The following is a 20,019-nucleotide window of genomic DNA, read 5'->3' on the forward strand; positions in this document are numbered from 1 at the left end:
TAAAAAATATGACCATTTATTTTGGTTAGATATAGGTTTAATTTTATATTTGCACCGCTTTAATGGTCGCGTAGCTCAGCTGGATAGAGCATCTGCCTTCTAAGCAGACGGTCACAGGTTCGAATCCTGTCGCGATCACGGATAAATAGTTCAATAAGAAAAAACGCCAAGTTTACTTGAGCGTTTTTTTGTTTGTACTATTTTCAGCACGGAGTGCTAAGGATATTTAATCCTGTCGCGATCACAAGAGAAGCCTGACACTTTGTGTTGGGCTTTTTTTGTGGAACAGCTCAAGTAACATTTAATGTATGGAACACGAAAAAGAACAATAAAGTACGGCTTTAGGGCTTTACGTTTGTACGGTAAAGCACTAAGGGATCATTGAAAATAATCCTGTCGCGATCACTAGGCTTGAAACCCAGCCAATAGAGGGGGTGAATTTATACTCTTGTTTGCTTTGACATATTAGACATCACCTTTTTATGTCAAAATGTATGATTTTTATTGTTGTTTGTTTTAGTGTACATTGCCTGCAAATGGATGTTCTGAATCCTTCGTTTTCTTTTTTTTAATTTGCTCACGTTCCCAAACAGTTGGACTACCAAATAATATCTTCCAAATCATAGCGGGACGTTTCCAAATATCCATGAATAAATCGCCCCATGCGTGGAATACTAAGTATATTGGATTAAACGAATTAACAGGTTTGGTTATACCATAAACAGCCTGCTCATTTTCCTCTTTAAAAGTACCGAAGATACGATCCCAAATAATTAGAGTAGAACCATAGTTTTTATCAATGTAATTGGCATTTACGGAATGGTGTACACGATGGTGAGAGGGTGTTACAAAAATATATTCAATAGGTTTTGGTAACTTACGTATCAACTCGGTATGTATCCAAAATTGATATAATATTTCGAGTTGATGTACGATAATAAAAACTGTTGGATCAAAACTTAGCATAAATACGGGTATAAAAAATACTAGTTTTAAGTTTTGTACCCAAGACAACCTAAATGAGGTAGACAAATTAAAGAAAGAAGAACTGTGATGCACAATATGTGTGGACCACCAAAAACGCTGTTCATGAGAAATTTTATGAGACCAATATCTAACAAAATCTAGTGAAAGAAAACATAGCAAATATGACCACCATGTATGAGGAATACTCCATGGAGTAAGATTGTAACAAACCACAACAATATAAAAAGTTCCAACTTTTGTAAATGCATTGACAAATAAATTACCAAAGCCTATTGCAGAAGATGCCAAGAAATCCTTTCCATGATATAATTTCTTTTGTTGTTTAATTGAAAGGTAGTATTCAAGAGCCACTAATGCAAACATAATGGGTGCTGCAATCCAAATAATAGTGTTGAAATCTAGTTGGAGAAGTGTTTCTAATGAAAGCTCTTTTTTTTTGATAAAGTATATTGGTTTTTTAAATAAACTTATTATTAAATTGACATATGATTTGTGTTATAAATACTTTAATAATAGATTAGATCCTTTAGATTTTTTTAGCTTATTGATAGCTTGTTCTTTAATTTGTCTAACGCGTTCTCTGGTAATTTCGAGCGTTTTGCCTATGTCACTTAATGTCATTGGCGAAACACCTCCAATACCGTAATGAAGCTTGATTATTTCTGACTCTCGTTCAGAAAGTGAATTTATAACAGTTCCTAAATCTGTTTGCAATGAGTTGATTAATAAGGTTTTATCCGGTGTATCAAACTCATTGGTTTTAACACGATTGTGTAAATTCAAATCGGTATCTTCGGAAAGTGGTGCATCCATAGAGACAGAATACTTGGCATTTTTTAAACAAAGCTCTATTTCTAAAACAGAAACTTCAATAATATCAGCAATTTCATCTGCAGATGGAGCCCGGTTGTGTTTTTGTTCAAAAAAAGATGTAGATTCTTTTATTTTATTTATAACACCTATCTTATTCAATGGTAACCTAACTATTCTAGAATTTTGGGCTAAAGCCTGTATTATGCTTTGTCTAATCCACCATACGGCGTAGGAAATAAATTTAAACCCTCGTGTTTCGTCAAACCTTCTGGCGGCTGTAAGTAAACCTAAATTACCTTCATTTATTAAATCGGATAATGCTAATCCTTGGTTTTGATATTGTTTTGCCACCGAGACAACAAATCTTAGATTGGCCTTAGTAAGTTCATTTAGAGCCTCTTGATTTCCACTTCTTATCAAAGCGGCTAATTCTACTTCTCGTTCAGCATTTATTAAACTAAATTTACTAATCTCAGCTAAATATTTAGCTATTGATTCGGTACTTCTAAGTGTAATTTGCTTACTTATATAAAGAGATTTCATATAATACGTTTAGCGTTTATGCAATTATTCTAACATAAATAAGCTTTTGATTAGTTTTTGGATGTTTTCTTGGTTCTATTTCGAATTTACTTATGGAGTTAATTAATGGAGTTAATTTTTGAAAGCCATAATTTCTAGGGTCAAAATTGGGCTGTTTTTTTTGAAGTAAAGTCCCTACCTCGCCTAAAAACGCCCAACCTTCATCATCTTCCACATCAGAAATTGTTGTTCTAATTAAATTTACAACTGTTGGTGTGATTTTATCAACTTTAGGTTTGGGTACTTTGGTTTTTGACGTATTATTAATTCCTTGCTCAGTTTCCTTTTTTAGTATTTCCAAATAAATGAATTTATCACAGGCAACAATAAAGGGGTTAGGTGTTTTCTTTTCACCAATACCATATACAGTCATTCCTGCCTCTCTTAGTCTTATAGCCAGTTTTGTGAAGTCGCTGTCACTCGAAACTAAGCAAAAACCATTCACTTTTTTGGAATATAAAATATCCATAGCATCAATAATCATAGCAGAATCTGTAGCATTCTTACCTATGGTGTAACTGTATTGCTGAATAGGAGTTATGGCGTTTTCAAGTAGAACTTTTTTCCATTTAGTCAAACTGGGTTTTGTCCAATCCCCATAGATTCTTTTTAAAGTTGGATTACCATATTTAGCGATTTCTTCGAGCAATTCCTTGACATACTTGGAAGGAACATTATCGCCATCAATTAAAACTGCTAAATGCTGATTGCTATCCATCATATTCAAATTTCTTGTGAACGCCGATAATCTTCTTTGTATTTCGCTTTTGCGATTTCTTCTCTTCTTTTGGTAGACTTTTTTGTAAAAGTTTTTTTACTCTTTAATTGCTGTAATTGCTTAGTATTCCTAAACTTTCGTTTGTATCGTTTTAAGGCTCGATCAATTTTTTCATCCGACTTTATCTTTATAATAAGCATAGTTCTTTTGTCTTTTTAAAAAGGTTCATTGACTAAAATGTAACTGCCTCTGTGTAAAATTAGTTGACGAGTTCAACGTTAACAGCGTTCAAACCCTTTTTACCGTGTTCAACTTCGAATTTAACTTTGTCATTTTCGTTAATTCGATCGATTAATCCTGATTCGTGTACAAAAATATCTTCTCCATTGTCTGTAGACGTGATAAACCCGAACCCTTTAGTTCTGTTAAAGAACTTTACTTTTCCTTCTTTCATAATTTTAAAATTTGATTTGTATTATTATTATCTATACGAGTCAAAAAATAAGAGTGATTAAGTGTGAATGATCAACCTAATATTGAAACCTCTTAGTAACTGTATAATATTGGCTAGCAATAAAAATTAAAATAGAAAGGAGTTAAATGGAAGTATAAAAATCTTTGCTAAAGAAACAGTTTCGCTAATCACTACAAAGAACAACATTTAAACTGGAATAATCTAATTCCTATCATTATAATTAAAGAATTTTTCAAATTTGTATTTGCCGAAAATCAGAAACATATCTAAATCGGTTAACAAATCGGTCAGCAGTTGCAAGAATAAACATTAAAAGTGTAGTAAATATATGGGATGAGAGAGAGATTAGTTCTAATCCTGTCGCGATCACAAGAGAAGCCTGACACTTTGTGTTGGGCTTTTTTTGTGGCATAAGCCCAATATCCTTTGAGGTTTGTGGCACAAAAAAAGTACAATAAAGCACAGCTTTCAGGCTTTATGCTCGTACTGTAAAGTACCGAAGGATCATTGAAAATAATCCTGCCGCGATCACTAAGTAAAATTCAATTTAATTCATTACCCCACAGTTTATAGGAAGTACGGGGTTTTTGTTTTCGGTTCGTTTCGAAACAATTCGTTTAATGTCACTTTTTTGTTCACTATTGCTTTACCTAATTTACTTTATAGTTCAATAAACTAATATATAAGGGATTACATTTTAAGTTCAAACCCCGTCTCGATTAACCTTTTAACTAAAATCTTAACATAATAAATACCAACCAAGCTCTTTTTAATATCAGCGCTAATATCAAATCCAGTCTACAAGCATTTTATTGATAACAATTGTTTTACTATTCGATTATTCGCTTCTTTCAATTAGCTCTTTAAGTTTTAGGGAATTTTCATCAATAGCCCTACTAAACTGTTGGGCATAATCACTTGGGCTAACACCAAATTCTTTTGAGAAAACCTTGCTAAAGTGCTTTTGGTTTTTAAAACCGCACATATAAGCGACCTCAGAAACGTACAAACTCGTTTCTTCAAGCAATTGAGCTGCACGTTTTAATCTTATTTTTTTTATAAAGTTAGATGGAGAATCATTTATAATAGTTTTCAACTTCCTATAAAGATTTGCTCTACTTGTTCCTACTTCCGAAGCTAAAAATTCAACGGTTAACAAGTCATCATCAATTGAGTTTTCAATAATCCTTATTAATTTTCTAATAAACTTTTCATCATGAGATTCAATGTCTAAATTTGACGGTTCTGCAGAAATGACTTTAGAGAACTTTTCCTGCATATGTCTACGGGATAAAAGCATATTTTTTACCTTCCATTTAATATATTCTAGACTAAATGGTTTTTCAATATAGTCATCCGCTCCCAATGCTAAACATTCAATTTTAACTTCTAACAAGTCCTTTGCTGTTAACATAATAATTGGGATATGACAAATTTTTGGATTTTTCTTTATGTCTTTAAGCATAGTAATTCCATCTTGAATGGGCATTAAAATATCACTGATTATTAACTGAGGCTCTTCTTTAACAATTACCTCATAACCTTCTTTACCATTTGACGCTTCAAGAATATTAAAATCAGTTTTCAAATAGTCTTTAACCATTGCTCTGATTTCACGTTTATCTTCTATTAAAAGTACTTTTGGTTTATTCCCATCTAATGGACCTTCCTCAAAGGACTCCATAATTGCGGTTTGCTGTCTGATTAATGGTCTAATCGTATTCTTTGGTTTTTCTTTTCTGAACTCATTTTTTTTATAATGTTCTTTTTCTATGGGAATATAAAATGTAAAAGTAGTATATACATTCTCTTCACTATCAACTTTTATTGCACCATTGTGACATTCGATTAGCTTTTGTACCAATTCCATACCAATACCTGTTCCGGGGATTTGGTGGGTAGGGACCTTATTTGCTTGATAAAACCTATCAAAAATAAAGTTTAAATCTTCTTTTGGAATTCCAACACCAGTATCTTTAATACTACATTTAATATGCTTTCCTTCTTTTTTAAGTTCTATTTCTTGATTTGAAATATTGTCTGAGTGTACTTTTTCTATTATTATTTCAATTGTGCCCTTTTCGGGTGTATATTTAAAGGCATTTGATAGTAAGTTGTAGAGTATTTTATCTAAAATCTCAATATCATAATATGCTTTTAAATGATCTTGTTTACTTCGAAAGTAAAAATTGATATCATAAATATCAGCAAAATCATCAAAGGCATTTTTAATGTTTTTAAAATCCTCAATAATGTCATTTTTGGAGACTTTAATTCTAAATTCACCTGCTTCAAACTTTCTTATATCCATTATTTGGTTAATAAGTCTTCCCATTTTATTAACGTTTGCCCTAATTCTAGATACTGTTGAAGGGCTAATATTATATTGCCTTTCGGTTTGAACTTTTTCTATGACACCAGAGATAAGACTTAAGGGAGTTCTTAACTCGTGCGAGATATCTGTGAAAAATATCATTTTCATTCTATTGTGTTGGTTGTCTTTTTGATGGCTTATTGTTTCCTTAATAATATTTTGTTTTAAATCATACCATTTTTTTATAAGATAGTAGGCTATATATAATGAAATTAAGGCCAAGAGGGTATAGATTAATATGGCTACATTGCTTAACCAAAAAGGCGGTTTAACAGTAAACATAAATACGGCCGGGTTTTCATTCCAAGTGCCATTACTATTTGAACTTTTTACTTTGAAAACATAGTCTTTAGGGGTTAAATCGTTAAAAATGGCGGTCTTGTTAGAATTGTTTGTATAAACCCAAAAATCATTTAAGCCTTCTAATTTATATGCATATTTATTTCTATATGGTGCAGTGAAATCTGAAGACGAGAAATTTATCATAACATTGTTTTTATCATATGTTAGCACAGTTTTTTTATCATCTCGAATGTTATAATTTGTAATTCTATTACTTTTTATTTTAGCGTTTTTTTCAACACCTATTGTTGAAAATTTGGTAATGAAAGTGTTAGGTTTTTTTTCGTTAAGTCTGAATTCTTCAGTATTGACAATATAAAACCCTCCTTTACAACCAAAATAAATATAAGCTTTATCTCTACTGGCGGCAGAAGAATTAAATACGAAAGAGACTTCCTCAATGTCATCTCTATAGCCTAAGGACAAGAATTTATCCGCTTCTTTATCGTATCTGGCAATGCCACTTCCCGTACTAAACCAAAGAGTTCCTTTACTATCTTGTTGAACTGCAGTTACAGTTAATGAGTTTAAGCCATCATTTCTATTGTAAGGAAAAAAGGTATCACTTGAATAATTATACCTCATAATACCACCTCCCCTTGTAGTTATCCAAAAGTTGTCCTTTGTGTCGTAAAAGCTTAAAATTGCATTTGAAGTTATTCCTAAACTGCTATCAGGAAGATACTCCTTTATTTCTTCTTTTTCAGTATTAATACGGAATAAGCCTGTTCCTCTGGTTCCGATCCATATGTTGCCAAACTTGTCCTGCCTAAGTGCGAATACATTTTTACCTTTAAATTGCTTTATAAATGATTTTTTAAAGTTTGAAAGGCCTTCTTTCGAATTTAAGATATCCACGCCTCCCTGACCCCATAAACCAACCAAAATTTCACCATTATTTAATGGAAGGACCGTTTCAATTCTTTTCTTATACGATTTAATCAGGCTTGTTTCAATACTCCTTGTTGTAGACTGTATTTGTTTCGTATAAAAAACATTTCTTCTGTTAAACAGAATCCATTGTTTTCCGTCATAAGTAGGAACAATACCTCTTATATTATTAATGTTTGTTTTAATGGCTTGATAGGATTCTTCCTCTACATTGCACTTAAATAGTTGCCCTCCAATAGGTAGCCAAAGATTATCTTGCTTATCGGTAAATAAGGTTTGCGCAAATACATTTTCTAAATTCTGGTTTTGAATGGGCTTTACATATTTGAAAAGCTTGGAACGCTTTACAACTTTATTTACTCCATTTAAACTCCCCACCCATAAGTTGTTAAAATCATCATAGCAAAGAGAGGTAATATGATTGGCGTTCAAAGTGTTTGAGGCATCTTCATCTGAAAAAAAACCAGTATACTTTTTGTCCTCGCCATTTACATTAATTTTGAACAAACCTAAGTTAGTTCCAACCCATAAGTCATCAGAATTGGAATCCTTTACAGCATCAGTAATATTTCTTGGGCGAGGTGTATTATGATTTAAGAAATCACTAAACTTGTTCAATACCCTTAATGAAGCATCTGAATAATTGTACTCCAAAATATAAATACCATCTCTGCAAACAGCTAATAAAGTATTCTCTTTATATGGTTTTAATTGTAATACCTGTAAATTAAAGCCCGAAGATTGAACCAGTTTATCCTCAGTATGCAAAAAAATACCTTTAGAAGTTGCGATCCAGATTCTTTGAAACTTATCTTCTATTAAGGCATTAATTCTTCCAGATGTAGTTTGGCCAAATTTTTCAAAAAAATTATTTCCAATATTGGCTTTTGTTTTGTCTTTGTTGGTTGTTACATTAAACAACCCATGATTCAACTTTTCAACCCAAATGTTTCCATTTGAGGTAACTTGGAGGGGAAGAAAAGTATAAGACTTTTTAAAACCTAAGAATTGATCTTTTTTGCGGTTATACATAACCAAGTAGCTACTGGTTCCCAACCAAAGATCACGGTTATGATCCTCTAATATATTCTTGTTAATTGTATTATTTGGTAAGGAGTACTCATTAAAAACATCATACAAGAAAGCCTTTATTTCGCTCCCATTATATTGATATAAACCATCATTCGTGCCAATCCATAAAAGCCCGTAACTATCTTTAAAAATAGTTCTAACATTATAATTAAATGATATGCCGTCAACTTCTAACTTTTTAAAATAATAATCATTTTGTCCATAAACATGGAACATCTGATTTAATAATAAAACTATTAAAATAGAATATTTTATGTGTAATAGTTTTTTAGTTTTCAATTTTGACAGGCTTTTTTTGATGACACTTCTATTCAAATATACCACTTTATTGCAATTTTTAATAAAACGAATATGTACATATAATCCTTTGAAAAATGAGATTTTTCAGGGTTACTAGCCAACAATTTTTGATAAAGAGGGAGTCATTATTTAGCTGGACTTCAAAATAGAAATATTCTTTTTGTGGTGTTATTTGATACGCTTGACGAGCCATTCTAATCCAGCAAGTATTACCACATACTGCCATTTGCACAATATTGATATTCACAAAATCACGTTTCATTATATTCAATGGTAGATTGTTGGTTTTGTTAATTGTTTTATAAAATAAATTTGGTTGTAACGCTTGGTAAAACAGGTAACTCCTTTTCTGTAACCCTTAAATCAATTTCTATTTCAATAGACCTTTTAAGAAGTAATCATTTAAATAAGATTTATTTTATGGTTTACTTCAACTAATTGGCAAGTCGCCACTTGAATAGTACTTTCAAATAATTTAACATTTTTATTTTTTACAATTAAAAAATCTGTGGGAACGTAAATGCTTATGTCGACCAAAGCTGTATAACCTGTTCTTCCTGAAACTATGTTCTCCAGATCAATAGCAGGTATAGTTATGAAATGAAAAACTGCCAATGTAATTGTTGCAATGCACGTCATCTGAATAAGTTCATTCTCTAGATTTAAAATTTGCATGTTTTTTTAACATTTCATTCTAAAAATAGAAGTAATGAGTGAATAAGCAATAATGGAGAATATTTTATCATTTTCTAAAACATTTTTTACGTAAAAAAAGAACCTGCTTTTGGAGGCTCTTTTTTATTAAGACGCTATCATCAGTTTTATAATACGGAAAATTAGTATTAATTTTTATTGGATATGATATTCGACATAGCCTGTGTAAAAAGTGTCTATAGCATTACCATCTGGTAAATATTCCGACCTGTATGATATGTTTTTTGTAATATCAATATCGGTCAATGCAATTGTAATACTGTCTAAATTATCTTCCGTCAGGCTTACTGTTTGCAGTTCTCCAGCAAGGTTGTAGTAAGTAAAACTATTAGTAATATAATCATCAAATATGGCAGTGCTCATATTAAATGTAATATCATTTGCTGTTTGTACATGTGATAAGATTCTTCTATTGTTTAAGGAAGTTATGAAATTAGAACCTAAAGATCTTCCAGTTTGCGCAACTGGAACAGATCTGTTTCCCTTGGAATCCATAGAAAATACTTCGAAAATATAACTTCCCTCTTCTAAATTTGGGATTATAATGGATACTTCATCTCTAACAATAGGAGTAATATTAATGTCAATGTCTATAGAATCTGCTCTATTATTCCAATAAACACGTCCTTTTTTTATACTTAAATCTGAATATTGATACCATTGTACTTTGACTCTATTATTTCCTTTAAACACTACTAAGGAATCCGGTTTTTCTGTATAAATGGTTTCTCCTCGGTCTAAGTATTTTTGGTGCAGTTCATTGGTGTCCGTGCAGTTAACAAATAGTAATAGTACTGTGGGTAATATAAATATGTATTTCATGTTTTTTTGATTTAGTCAGTAGGTGCTCCAAATAAGGTCATTTCGGCCCAAGCCGAGTACAAAGTGTTATCCCAAACTTCTTTCGATCTCCATCTTACCCACCTCACGGGAGGTGTATTTGGGGGGAAATTAAATTCAAATCCTAGTTCGCCAAATTCATTATCACCAGCAGCTACTTGTGTGCCCGGTAAGCCTGATGGTTTAGTAGTTTCGAATGTTCCTAGAAGTGTCCATCCATCCATACCTTCTTCTCTCCAATTATTTGTTACATTAGGATCATCCCCATCCGGCCAAACGTAAGCTCCATTAAATTCTCTGTCTATAAGGGATTGGTCATTTGTACCCCATACTTCCAAAACTTTTATTCCACCCTGTTTGTAACTCCAGTTATCTATTGGTGTATAAATAAAGCGGCTTAATAAATTAGTTTCTCCTAAATCGTAAGTTAAATGGTGTGGTAGGTATAATTTATAAGATGAAGATGCATTTTGTTGCGATACATATCCTGTATTGAATCTTTGAAAAGTAATACCGTCAAAGCCTTTTTCATAACTTACTCCTGAATTTCTTGTGGAAAAGGGAACATCTGTATCTAAATTCGCTACCTTCCAATCTGATTTATCAAGTTCTATTTCAAATAAGGGCGTATATAGTCCTACAAGAGTGTCACTAACATTTCCATATTCATCTCTTACAAAAACGCCCAATTCGGTTTCAATTGGCTCTAACCCTCTTGAATTGGCGTTAAAGGTTGTAAAATCATCGTAAATTACTTCATAAGGTATAAAATCACCAAATTCATCATATTTTAAAACGGTAAAACCCATAAATTTATTCAATTCATTCTCCCATTCTAAGAATATACCCGCAAAATCTGCTCTAACTCGAAGCGATTCAAAGACATTTATATAAGGAGGCGTTAATGGCATGATTTCCGTTTCAACGGGGGTAGATTTATTGCCATTATAATCAACCGCATATAGAGTTACTTTTTGCGGGTTCGTATTAGGGAAACCATCAACTGTTATACTTTGAGTAAATTTTGATGATTTAGCAACTCTACTTAATTGGTCATTTACTTTATACACCGCCTCAACATGGGAAAAATCGGTGTTTGTTGGAGGAGTATAAGAAATATTCGCTCCACCAGGAATGCTTTTTGATGTAACATTTGATATGGGTTCAGGAGGGTAACTTTCGGTAGGGGTTTGCCCTATAGGTTCTTCTTCACCACAACCAATTACGACAATAGAAATTAGTAAAGGATAAATTAAAGTTAAATAAGTTTTCATAATCTATTTATTTAATTTTTATAATATTTAAAATTACCATCCAACATTTTGAATAAGGTTTGGGTTTGTTAAAATTTCATTAGTTCGTATCGGCCATAAATACTCTTTAAATGAAAAAGAACGTACCAATCCAGTTACTGGAATGTAATAATCTTCAGGAGTTTCCGCCTCAATGTTCCAACCTTTGTAGGGTTGATTATAATATTGTTCTGCCAGTTTCCAACGCCTTAAATCCCAGAACCGCTGTCCTTCAAATGCTAATTCAATCATACGTTCTTGTTGAATAATATCTCTTAACCCAACTTTGTTTGAAGGTTTATCGGGTTGACTAGAAAAATTAGCCCATGAAGCGGCAACACCATCTAATCCGGCTCTTTCTCTTACTATGTCAATATTTATTTGAGCCGCAGTTATGTCTCCGACTTCATTTAAACATTCTGCATATAATAAATACAAATCGGCTAAACGTATCTCAGGAAATGGGTAATCTCTTACAGATGTTCCATTGCCATCATGCCTAATAGTATTGTTGAAGTTAGTTACTTTTTTTGCATAATAACCTGTACTTGAGCGTCTTCCTGCTCCTTGGTTAGTTCCAGAGTATTCTGAAGCTCCTCTGCCTTCCAGATAATGGTCTTCGTAACCTGCATTAGTTGAACCATTATATACCGCTGGGTTTCCATACCAAATTCCTCTATCAAAGCCTAAACTACCATAAAAGCGAACTTCTCTATCAAAATGTAAGTTAATAGTGGTTTCGCCATTTTTGACATAATACTGATTATCAGGAACTCCATTGCCATTGGTGTCAGTATCGGTTGCAGTTGTATAGTTACGTAATTGATATCTGTTTTCATAATCCCAAGTTGTATCTTCATCAATAGGCACACCATTTTTAGTATAGAACATTTCAGCTATACGCAATGGCGGTGAAAAGTTGCATCCCACATTTATGTTATTTGAAAACCTAGTATGGGTTCTAGCTTGTGCTTGGTTTTGTAAACCGCCGCCTGCGCGACCTTCTGTTGAAACAAAAAGTTTCTCTTCGGTCCATCGTTCGGATAAGGATTGTTGAATGGTTAGAACATTAATAATTTCTTCTGGTACATCTGCAACTGATTGACCTGATGGTAATGCTATTTCATTTGGGTCAAACCTGAATAATGTTGCTCCAGATGCTTCAGCTGTATCTATAGCTTGCTTACAAGCTTCTGCTGCTACTTGCCATTTTGTTTCATCGAAAGTTTGAGGAAACAGTGATATACCTCTTTTATCAACTAGCGAAGAGTAATCACCATTACCGTTAAACAATGGACTTGCTGCATAAGTAAGTACTCTGGCTCTCATGGCATATGCTGCAGGTTTTGTTGCGCGTCCTAATTCTAATTCTCTGTCGGTAATTATATTTGGTAAATCATCTGCTGCTTCTCTAAATAAATCAGCAATGAAAGTCACACATTCATCAACTGTAGATCTAAATTGTTGAAATTCATTGGTTGGCGCATCAATACTTATATTTTCGTCCACCAATATTATTGGGCCGTACATTCTAAATAAATAAAAATGGTAGTAAGCTTTTAAAAATTTGGCTTCAGCTTTCCAACGGAGTCTTTCACTTAGCTCTATAGAGATAACATTGTCTATGTTTTCTATAAAAATATTACAATCTCTAATGCCATTATACATGTTTTTACCTCCACCATTACCTGTCCAATAATCGGCAAGAGGGGTGTCCACATTTTGTTCCCCGAGAGCAATGTTCCATAAGTTAATGTTTGTTAAGTTACTTATGGCAGCTAAATTTGTGGGATCTATTAACACTTCGTCACCACCATAAAACGTTGGATTATTAGATTGGTTACCTAAGTTTGGCATCCAACTGTAACAGGTATAAAGATAGCTTTTTGCCGAGTTTTGATCATCAAAAGCATCTTCTATAGTTGCAATATCATCTGGAACGACATCTAAAAAATCACTACATGATGTCGCTAAAATAATTGCCAAAATAATTAAAAACGATTTATTAATATTTATTTTAGTTTTCATAGTTTTCATTTAAAAGTTTATTCTAGCACCTAGGTTAATTACTCTTTGGTTTGGATAATTAAAAGCATTACCTCCTAATTCAGGATCCCACAAATCAAATTTGCTCCATGTGTATAAATTGTTTCCAGAAGCATATAGTCTTGCTCTAGATACATTAAACTTTCTTGTGAAAGCCTTAGGTATTGTATACCCAATTTCTAAAGAACGTAGCCTTAAAAGTGCTCCGTCTCTTAGAAACCAAGTACTCCTAACTCTATTATTTTGTACTGGTTCTGATGTTAATTTTGGCCAAAGGGCATACAAATCCCTATTTTCTCTAGACCAGTGATTATCTGCGTAAACCTTTAATAAGTTGTTTGTTGCTAGGCGTTGATTTGCACCTGAGCCAGTTGTATATTGGTTGAAAGGAGAAGTTTCTGCTGCATTAATAAAAAAAGAAGTTAAGCCTATACCATTGAAAAACATATTTAAGTCCCAATTTTTATATCCTATTGAAAACCCAAAACCATAATTAATTTCAGGAGATGTAGGATTTCCAATAGGTACTTCATCAGCCTCATTTATCTTACCATCACCATTGATATCTTTATATTTGATATCTCCTTCTCCATATTGTATATTTGGTGTTCTACCAAATTGTTGTGGCGAATTAGCCGCATCTTCGGCATCTATAAATAATCGTTCTGCGACATATCCATAGGATTGGCGAATTGGATTACCTACTCGCGATCTCCATGGAGTAGCAGAATAATCAGGTTCGTCAAATTTTAGAAACTCACTTGTAGCATATGTAAAATTAGCATTAGCTTGAATGTATAAATCTTTATTAATTTGGTTTTTGTAATTGAACCTACCTTCAAATCCATGGCTTCGGGCCTCACCAGAATTTGCAAAAATTTGAGCTGTTAAACCTAAGGATGCCGGTATTTCGTTTCTGGGTAAGAAAATATCATGGCGTCTATCTGAGAAGTAATGAAACTCCATATCAAACATATTATTAAAAAGACCAATTTGCAGCCCTAAATCAAATTTTTCAGCCGTTTCCCAAGTAATATCGGCATTGGCATATCTTTGTACATCGACGCCATTTAGGGTTACATAAGTTTCTTCACCAAAGCTGGCATTTCTACTGTTATCGTTTAAGTTGATTTCTGAGAGATAAAAGAAGCGATCACTTGAATTACCAATATTGTCATTACCTACTAAGCCATAGGTGGCTGTAATTCTAAATTTGTTTACCACATCTCTATAGGGTTCCCAGAAATTTTCCTTGGATACCGTCCACCCAGCACCTACTGAAGGAAAAAATCCAAAACGATTTTCTTTAGAGAAACGTTCAGAACCATTATATCCAAAGTTAAACTCGGCAAAGTATTTAGAATCATATCCATAAGTAAATCGACCTGCATAACCAATATTCCTAGATGGTAAAGAGGCTTGTAAATTGGAACCAGAATCATTTGTGTTTTCAGTAGAAGTTGTAATTAAAGTAGCTGAAACATTATGAGTTTCATTAAAGGTTTTGTCATACATAGCTGCAAATTCCATATATAATCTAGAGCTAACGGTGGAATTATCTGCGGCTTCAAAACCAATAGCATCTTCGGGGTTGTCATCTTCGTTTAACCAATTAAGAATATAGGTGTCATTAAATTTGTCATAACTTTGAACTTCATAATAAAAAGGATCGTAGCCTCTTCTTATTTCAAAATATGAGTTTCTGTCGTACCCTCCTTTAAATCGGACTTTTAAATCTGCAGTAATCTTTTGATCTAAATTAATTTGTAAACTCATTTTAGATCTGGTATACTCTCTGTATCCACTAACAGCATCTGCGTAAGGATTAATATAATTTAAATTGCCACCATCATCATTACCAAATAATACTTGAGTGGCAAATTGGTTTGCTTCATCAGGTTCAAAAAAAGCAGGAAATTGGACAGGGCTTGTTCTGCGAATTTTATCAAATAGACTAGAGGCACCATCTCTAGGACCCTGATAATCATCGTAGGCTACATAAACTTGAACCTTGCCATTTGTGGTTGGTGTAATTTTTATATTGTTATTAGAGCGTACCTGAATTCTGTTTAGCGATATACCACTGTTAACACCTCTAGAATCGTCTGAGTTTAATATACCATTATCATGTGAATAAGTTGTGGATAGATAATATCTTGCAACCTTGCCTCCTCCGGAAACATTAAGGTTTAAACGTTTGTTAACTGCTGTTTCCTTGAATAATAAACCCAACCAATCAGTTGCTGGAAACACATAGGGGTTTACTTTATTTCTAACACCATCTATTTGATTTTGGGTAAAAGGCAGGACCCCACCTTCGTTTACTCTCGCTTCATTGAATAAATTCATATAGGTGATGGGGTCGGCATATTCAATATCTCTTGTGTTTGAAGAAAATGAAGTTTCGTATTTTAGAGATAATTTTACTTTACCTTCTTCACCTTCTTTGGTATTAACCAAAATAACACCATTTGCACCTCTAGATCCATATAATGCGGCAGCAGTTGCATCTTTCATTACAGAGAAACTATCAATGTCTTCTACTTCAATTCTTGCTAGGTCATTGGTTGTTGACTCAATGCCATCTATTAATATCAGTGGAGAAGTGGCAAAACCAAACGTTGAAACACCTCTTATAAAGAATTCGGCATTATCGGCACCTGGTTCGCCGGATCTTTGGAAGGCAATAACACCGGGAATCTTTCCGGAAAATGATGTGGTTAAATTGCTTGCTGGAATTTTTAATTCTTCTGGTTTAACCGTTGTAATGGCGGCAACAACACTTTCTTTTTTTTGTGTTCCAAACGCAACTACTGTTACTTCATCTAGTTGTGATGTGTCGGTTTCCAAAGCAATATTTAACTTGGTTTTATTTGTTATTGTAATTTCTTTTGTTTTATACCCCACATAAGAAAATACTAGTATGTCACCAATTTGTACTTTGATAAGAAAATTACCATCAAAATCCGTAATGGTTCCACCTTGTTTTCCTTTAACTTTAACGTTAACATCAGGAATTGGCAATCCGTCAGCCGATGCTATGACAGTACCTTCTATGATATTATCTTGAAGAGGTATAGAAACAAAACTTTTAGTACTTATATCTGTTTTGTTGGCATAACCCATAAGTGAAATGGATATAAAAAAACAAATTAAGAACCGGTTTGTAATTAATTTAGTTGGATAGTTTTTCATTATTTAGCTGAAATTTTTGGAATAAATTTTTAATTAATGGTCATTTTTAGTTTAATTAATGCTGGCCTTAATAGTTAAATTAAAGTTAAAGTGACAAGGTTGTGAAAATCTAATTTTAGAGAAACCTGAAACGTCTCAAAATGGTTTCTATATGATTCAAACAGTAATGATTGTACAGCAGTATTATTAAAACACGGGGTAGTTTTAATTATTTAAGAGGTTTAATGATGTAGCTATAAGTTAAATCCCTGGGTTGTATTTGATATTTTTTATGCGCCATTCTTCCCCAACTATTATCACCTCCAATACCCATTTGTTTGTAATCGATATTGATGTTTACCAAATCTCGTTTTTTAATATCCGTGGTATGGCGTTGTGCTTTTTTATCACCGGCGTCAAAATCATTGTTATATTGATGATGTGCACTGAATGAGATTAAATCTGTAGCGATGACTTTAATTCCTTTTCCGCTCTGGTTGGTAAATGTTACCCATCGTGTATCTGTTTTATAGCCGTTTTCCTGAGGACGAATATATGGGAAGTATAAATCTTCAATGGAAGCTTCATATAAACCAACCAACGCAGATGTATTTCTGTCTTGATAGTTTTCGTGTGGCCCCTTACCAAACCATTTTACATTATTAAACTCGTTTTTAATTACAAAGTTATTACCAAACCTTGGCAGCACAGGTAGTTTTGAATCTATATTGGTAATACTTGTCTTAACTAACAACTCGCCTACAGGGTTTACTGTATATTCTACAACTAAACTACCGTTTACAGCTTTTAAATTATACTTAGCCGTAATAACTGTATTGTTTGCATTGTCTTTGCTTTCATCTAAAGAAATTAAAGTTTGGTTTTCTGAAGCGTCTTTCCAAACACCTAATTTTTTAGGCATGTTATAACCAAAATCATTGTCGGTTGTTGCTCTCCAGAAGTTTGCTTGAATGCCTTCTAACAAAATGTTACCATTTCCGTAATCTAAAGTTGTTAACTCTCCATTAGCTTTACTAAATTCTATATTAAATCCATTGCCAAAAACTTTTAAAGTACTTTCATCTGAACTTGTTTTTACATTACCACTAGTTGATAATGCTACTTTTGTATTTGGGTTAGCAAGCTCTAATTGCTCATAAGCCACAACATGACCATCAGGCATTAAATCAGTAGCTGTTTTTGATGACGCGTAAATATTAACATGATATTCTGCCATCGCACCCTCTAACTTTGGCAAATCTAATTTTATGGTTTTAGAAGTGTAAGGAGCCACATCTAGTGTTGGTATGTCTCCTTTAGCAACTTCTTCACCGTTCTTTAATAATTTCCATGAAAAATCATACTGACTAAGGTTAGTGAAATCATAGATATTTTTAACTTCTATTTCTCCAGCTTTTAAATTTGAAGCTTTGAATTTGATATATTGGTATACCTTTTTCACTTCATATAGTGCAGGGTGCGCTGTTCTATCTGGGTTTACAATACCGTTCAAACAAAAGTTTTGATCGTTTTGCAAATCATAGCCACCTAAATCGCCACCATAGGCCCAAAACTCTTCACCGGCTTCATTTTTAGTTAAAAGCCCTTGGTCAACCCAATCCCATATAAAACCACCTTGCATGATGTCATATGTTTCAATAACATCCCAATAATCTTGTAAATTACCAACACTATTACCCATAGCATGTGCATATTCACACTGAATAAGTGGCCGTGTTGGGTTATTCTCAGCATACTTAATCATTCTTTCAATAGGCCAGTACATAGGCGCTTGAATATCGGTGTTTTCATAAGCTGTTGCTCCTTCATATTGTGTTGGCCTAGTACTATCTTGCTCTTTTAACCATGCATAAGTAGCAAAAAAGTTATCACCATTACCAGCTTCGTTACCTAAAGACCAGGTTACAATACATGGGAAGTTTTTATCCCGTTCAAACATACGGATAGTTCTGTCTAGATGCATAGCTTTCCATTGCGGCTGGTAAGCTGGATGGGTTGCTTGTTTCTTTAAGTTGTTATCCAAGCCCTGGTTTGTTGCTCCCATACCATGTGTCTCGATATTAGCTTCATCGATGACGTAAAAACCATATTTATCGCATAATCTATAAAAATGTGGGTTTTTAGGGTAGTGGCTACAACGAATAGCGTTTAGGTTATTTTGTTTCATAACCTCTAAATCTTTCATGGTTAAAGCTTCTGATACTACATGCCCTTCTGTATCACTATGGTCATGTAAGTTAACACCCTTTAGTAAAACGGGTTTACCATTTACTAAAAACTGATTGTTTTTAATTGCAATATTTCTAAAACCAACTTTTATTGCGGTTGATTCGTTATTTGCTGAAATTAATAAGGTATAAAGGTTTGGAGTTTCAGCATTCCATGTTTTTACATTTGGAATAACTTTATTAAAGTCAACGCTATTTCTACCAGGTTTTAGGGCAACATTTTTTGTTTCAGCATAAACTTCAGTGGAACCGTCAAGTAACTTTACTGATACCTCTTTTTGAGTTTCATCGGCTGTATTGTTATCGACTTCTAATGAGACATTAAAAACACCATCTTTAAAGTTGTTTTCCAAATCTGATGTTACCCTAAAATCTCTAACCGTAATTTTGTTCGAAGCATAAACGTAAACATCATGTTCTATTCCGGATAACCTCCAAAAATCTTGATCTTCCATATAACTGGCATCAGACCAACGCATCACTAGTACTGCTAAATTGTTTTTCCCTTTTTTAATAAATCTGGTAATATTAAATTCTGCTGGAGTTTTACTGCCTTCGCTGTAACCTACAATTTCACCATTTAACCAAACGTACATAGCGCCGCTTACACCGGCAAAGTGCAGATAAATGTCTTTGCCTTTCCAATCCTCAGGAATTTCAAAGTCCTTTTTATAGCTTCCATTGTTATTTAAGTTATGTGGAATAAAAGGAGGGTTGGCGGGAAACATATATTTTATGTTTGTGTAAACGGGAATGCCATGCCCCTTTAGTTCCCAGTTAGATGGTACCGATATGGTATCCCAAGCACTAATATCAAATTCTGTTTTGTAAAAATCTTTTGGCCTTGATGCTACGCTGTCTGCATAATAAAATTTCCAAGTACCATTTAAGGATTGGTATAAATCTGAATTTTTCCAACTTTCATTTTCAATGGCAGAAATGGCATCTTTATACTTATAAAAAGACGCGGTAGGTGCTTCTCTGTTTATTTGAAATATTTCAGGGTTTTCCCATTCAGGATTTTCCCAGGTTTCAGCCACATAAATTGGTTTTTCTTGTTGTTTTTGGCTACATGCACTTAATGTTACCAAAACTATAAGTATTTTTAAATACGTTTTCATTGTTAATGT

The 20,019-nt window shown here is 33.2% G+C and carries 12 protein-coding genes and 1 tRNA gene; 1 reads left to right on the forward strand and 12 read right to left on the reverse strand.

Translation table 11 applies throughout. The annotated features are described in order from the left end of the window. Positions 1 to 64 precede the first annotated feature (64 nt). Positions 65 to 138 (forward strand) — tRNA-Arg (locus Q0983_RS08715). Positions 139 to 516: 378 nt separating this feature from the next. Here Q0983_RS08715 and Q0983_RS08720 read toward each other — a convergent pair. The 12 genes from Q0983_RS08720 to Q0983_RS08775 all read right to left on the reverse strand — a co-directional run bounded on the left by Q0983_RS08720 (position 517) and on the right by Q0983_RS08775 (position 20,010). After that, positions 517 to 1,350, reverse strand: coding sequence for a sterol desaturase family protein (locus Q0983_RS08720; RefSeq protein WP_299551469.1), 834 nt, complete (start codon positions 1,348 to 1,350; stop codon positions 517 to 519). Positions 1,351 to 1,482: 132 nt separating this feature from the next. Next, complete coding sequence (locus tag Q0983_RS08725) at positions 1,483 to 2,343, reverse strand: RNA polymerase sigma factor RpoD/SigA (RefSeq protein WP_299551472.1); 861 nt, start codon at positions 2,341 to 2,343, stop codon at positions 1,483 to 1,485. A gap of 16 nt (positions 2,344 to 2,359) precedes the next feature. Continuing rightward, positions 2,360 to 3,100, reverse strand: a complete 741-nt coding sequence (locus Q0983_RS08730; RefSeq protein ID WP_299551582.1) for an NYN domain-containing protein — start codon at positions 3,098 to 3,100, stop codon at positions 2,360 to 2,362. Between the two features lie 5 nt (positions 3,101 to 3,105). Continuing rightward, positions 3,106 to 3,300, reverse strand: coding sequence for a 30S ribosomal protein S21 (rpsU, locus tag Q0983_RS08735; RefSeq protein WP_299551474.1), 195 nt, complete (start codon positions 3,298 to 3,300; stop codon positions 3,106 to 3,108). 59 nt (positions 3,301 to 3,359) lie between these two features. Further along, positions 3,360 to 3,554, reverse strand: coding sequence for a cold-shock protein (locus tag Q0983_RS08740; RefSeq protein WP_299551477.1), 195 nt, complete (start codon positions 3,552 to 3,554; stop codon positions 3,360 to 3,362). An 859-nt stretch (positions 3,555 to 4,413) separates the two neighbouring features. After that, positions 4,414 to 8,553, reverse strand: a complete 4,140-nt coding sequence (locus Q0983_RS08745) for a two-component regulator propeller domain-containing protein (RefSeq protein WP_299551480.1) — start codon at positions 8,551 to 8,553, stop codon at positions 4,414 to 4,416. Positions 8,554 to 8,976: 423 nt separating this feature from the next. Further along, the gene (locus Q0983_RS08750) at positions 8,977 to 9,213 is read right to left on the reverse strand and encodes a hypothetical protein (protein WP_299551482.1); all 237 of its coding nucleotides are present in this window, start codon (positions 9,211 to 9,213) and stop codon (positions 8,977 to 8,979) included. 210 nt (positions 9,214 to 9,423) lie between these two features. Next, positions 9,424 to 10,110, reverse strand: a complete 687-nt coding sequence (locus Q0983_RS08755) for a DUF4998 domain-containing protein (protein ID WP_299551485.1) — start codon at positions 10,108 to 10,110, stop codon at positions 9,424 to 9,426. Between the two features lie 11 nt (positions 10,111 to 10,121). Beyond that, positions 10,122 to 11,402, reverse strand: coding sequence for a DUF5000 domain-containing lipoprotein (locus Q0983_RS08760; RefSeq protein WP_299551488.1), 1,281 nt, complete (start codon positions 11,400 to 11,402; stop codon positions 10,122 to 10,124). 33 nt (positions 11,403 to 11,435) lie between these two features. Continuing rightward, a complete protein-coding gene (locus Q0983_RS08765; protein ID WP_299551491.1) occupies positions 11,436 to 13,448 on the reverse strand; it encodes a RagB/SusD family nutrient uptake outer membrane protein in 2,013 nt (670 codons plus the stop codon). Positions 13,449 to 13,457: 9 nt separating this feature from the next. Then, positions 13,458 to 16,661 carry a TonB-dependent receptor gene (locus Q0983_RS08770; protein ID WP_299551494.1) on the reverse strand — a complete coding sequence of 1,068 codons (3,204 nt, stop codon included), beginning with the start codon at positions 16,659 to 16,661 and terminating at the stop codon, positions 13,458 to 13,460. A 208-nt stretch (positions 16,662 to 16,869) separates the two neighbouring features. Beyond that, positions 16,870 to 20,010, reverse strand: a complete 3,141-nt coding sequence (locus Q0983_RS08775) for a glycoside hydrolase family 2 TIM barrel-domain containing protein (RefSeq protein ID WP_299551497.1) — start codon at positions 20,008 to 20,010, stop codon at positions 16,870 to 16,872. Positions 20,011 to 20,019 lie beyond the last annotated feature (9 nt).

Source organism: Seonamhaeicola sp. (assembly GCF_028281565.1).
In the GTDB taxonomy this organism is placed as follows: Bacteria; Bacteroidota; Bacteroidia; order Flavobacteriales; family Flavobacteriaceae; genus Seonamhaeicola.

Bases quoted from the DNA above. Each gene is read 5' to 3' on its own strand.
- Q0983_RS08720 (WP_299551469.1), bottom strand. From the start codon at position 1,350: ATGTTTGCATTAGTGGCTCTTGAATACTACCTTTCAATTAAACAACAA.
- Q0983_RS08725 (WP_299551472.1), bottom strand. From the start codon at position 2,343: ATGAAATCTCTTTATATAAGTAAGCAAATTACACTTAGAAGTACCGAA.
- Q0983_RS08730 (WP_299551582.1), bottom strand. From the start codon at position 3,100: ATGGATAGCAATCAGCATTTAGCAGTTTTAATTGATGGCGATAATGTT.
- rpsU (WP_299551474.1), bottom strand. From the start codon at position 3,300: ATGCTTATTATAAAGATAAAGTCGGATGAAAAAATTGATCGAGCCTTA.
- Q0983_RS08740 (WP_299551477.1), bottom strand. From the start codon at position 3,554: ATGAAAGAAGGAAAAGTAAAGTTCTTTAACAGAACTAAAGGGTTCGGG.
- Q0983_RS08750 (WP_299551482.1), bottom strand. From the start codon at position 9,213: ATGACGTGCATTGCAACAATTACATTGGCAGTTTTTCATTTCATAACT.
- Q0983_RS08755 (WP_299551485.1), bottom strand. From the start codon at position 10,110: ATGAAATACATATTTATATTACCCACAGTACTATTACTATTTGTTAAC.
- Q0983_RS08760 (WP_299551488.1), bottom strand. From the start codon at position 11,402: ATGAAAACTTATTTAACTTTAATTTATCCTTTACTAATTTCTATTGTC.
- Q0983_RS08765 (WP_299551491.1), bottom strand. From the start codon at position 13,448: ATGAAAACTAAAATAAATATTAATAAATCGTTTTTAATTATTTTGGCA.
- Q0983_RS08770 (WP_299551494.1), bottom strand. From the start codon at position 16,661: ATGAAAAACTATCCAACTAAATTAATTACAAACCGGTTCTTAATTTGT.
- Q0983_RS08775 (WP_299551497.1), bottom strand. From the start codon at position 20,010: ATGAAAACGTATTTAAAAATACTTATAGTTTTGGTAACATTAAGTGCA.